This window comes from Bacillus sp. JJ722 (assembly GCF_036963345.1).
Lineage (GTDB): Bacteria > Bacillota > Bacilli > Bacillales > DSM-1321 > Bacillus_AD.
This window is the reverse complement of sequence record NZ_JBALMO010000381.1, coordinates 224-1,956: the sequence shown is the minus strand read 5'-3', so window position 1 is coordinate 1,956 and position 1,733 is coordinate 224. Positions and strand designations below refer to the sequence as shown.

At 28.9% G+C, this 1,733-nt stretch carries 2 protein-coding genes; both read left to right on the top strand.

The window, feature by feature from the left end:
* The first annotated feature begins 577 nt into the window (after nt 1-577).
* Nucleotides 578-709, top strand: a complete 132-nt coding sequence (locus V7014_RS27425) for a hypothetical protein (RefSeq protein WP_438824989.1) — start codon at nt 578-580, stop codon at nt 707-709.
* Nucleotides 710-1,083: 374 nt separating this feature from the next.
* A partial coding sequence (locus tag V7014_RS26485) for a hypothetical protein (RefSeq protein ID WP_335512009.1) occupies nt 1,084-1,733 on the top strand: 650 nt, incomplete at its 3' end.

The following is a 1,733-nucleotide window of genomic DNA, read 5'->3' as shown; positions in this document are numbered from 1 at the left end:
AGAAGAAATAATACTATTAAGCCTTAAATTAATATTAGTAAATTAAATATGGGTATAATAAGAAAAATTTTAAACTTTAATAGATAAAGGGATAAATTATTTATTTTTTTTTGTTTATATTTATTGGCCATATAACCTGTGTTAAATACTGAACAGATAGTACAAAATAAGAAAAGATATGCAGTTCCTTTACTAATTGAAATATCAGGCTTGAAATTTTGCAAAGTATAAATAATAAAAAGTAAAGATACTACAATCGAAATTATCAAATTATATTTTATAGATTTGAACATGGAAACCCTCCTAGTTAACTTATTTTAATAAAAGGTTAACATATAGAAGTTGGAAAAAAAAGACTTAGCTACTAACATCTAGTTTAAATCAGTTCCTTTTTTATTTTGTTCCTGTCCTAAAATTATTGTACTGTAACTGACAATTGTTTTTTATTACAGTTAATGGTAAATATGAATATCCTTAGTTTCAAATCTTCTTGATAAGCTTTAATTTCAATATCCTTTTCAATATAACTAATTTTGGATACAATCCACACAAAATTTACAGAAAAGAGGTATTCCCTATGAATCAGTTTACAACAGAAATTAGTTATAAAAACAATAAAACTGTTTCAGGGACGGTTGAAGCCTTCAATGCGCAAGGAACAGTTCCCGAACGAAGAATCTCTGGAACGCTTCTTAGTGTCGAAATTTGAAGAATGCAATCAACGTTTCGCCACGCGATTGGATTTAATCAGACCCAAACTACGTTAGAAGCGATGTTTGAACGATTAATCGAGATTAAAGAGGAGAACGTGCCAGTGCGAATTTTTGATGGTACCTCCATAAGTTTTATCATATTTTACACGGAATGATTATATATTGTTCTCTTTACTCAATTTGTATAGAAGTTGTAATGGTGTTTAATAATGATTCGAATTTATTAGCATTTCGATCAACTCCTACATCTTATTTATTCTATTTATTTTTAAATCCTCAACTAATAGACCACAATTTAAAATATTTTAATGTAAAGTAGTTTATTTTCCACTGTATTTTTCTCTTTACTTAATTGAAAGGGGAGAAAAATATGAACAATATAACCGTTCAAGAAATTACAAAATCAATTATTAACAAGAAAGAAAACCAAAAAGCAAGAGAAAAATTTCTGGAGATTTCCAGTAAAAAGGGGGAGCTTACTAGTTTTGCTGCAAATTTAGATATGAAAAATGCAAAGCTAACAGAATTGGATTTTCGTCAAATAGAAGAGCTAAAAGATCTTGGCGTCGTAAAATCGCTTAATATCCCAACTACAGATGGAAATATCTTGTATGCCTTCAATGACTCACATTATGGAATTCAAACGTATAAAGATGCTAGTCATAAAAAAGATGAACTACTAAATAAGCTTAAGGATGAAAATGATTTTAAAATTTTATCTGATTTTATTATTGAACAAGGTGGACATTTTGATCCAGACTCCATTAAAGTCATCCACTCTAAAAAGGAACTTGGAAGTAGTAATGAAATAGAAGAGGACTATGTATTATCTGGTCTTATTCATGATGTAAATTCACAAGAAACTATTGGACAAGTACTTTATAATGCAACAAATAATGCAGTCTCTCTATCTCTTCGTGATGAAGAAGCAGTTGTTGTAGATGGAGACCTTGAGGTATCTCCATATAAATCATGTCTTGTTAGTTGGATGAACTGTATGTTGAAATGTATTTGTTCATC

Coding starts and splice junctions, on each gene's coding strand:
- V7014_RS27425 (WP_438824989.1), top strand. CDS start 578: ATGAATCAGTTTACAACAGAAATTAGTTATAAAAACAATAAAACTGTT.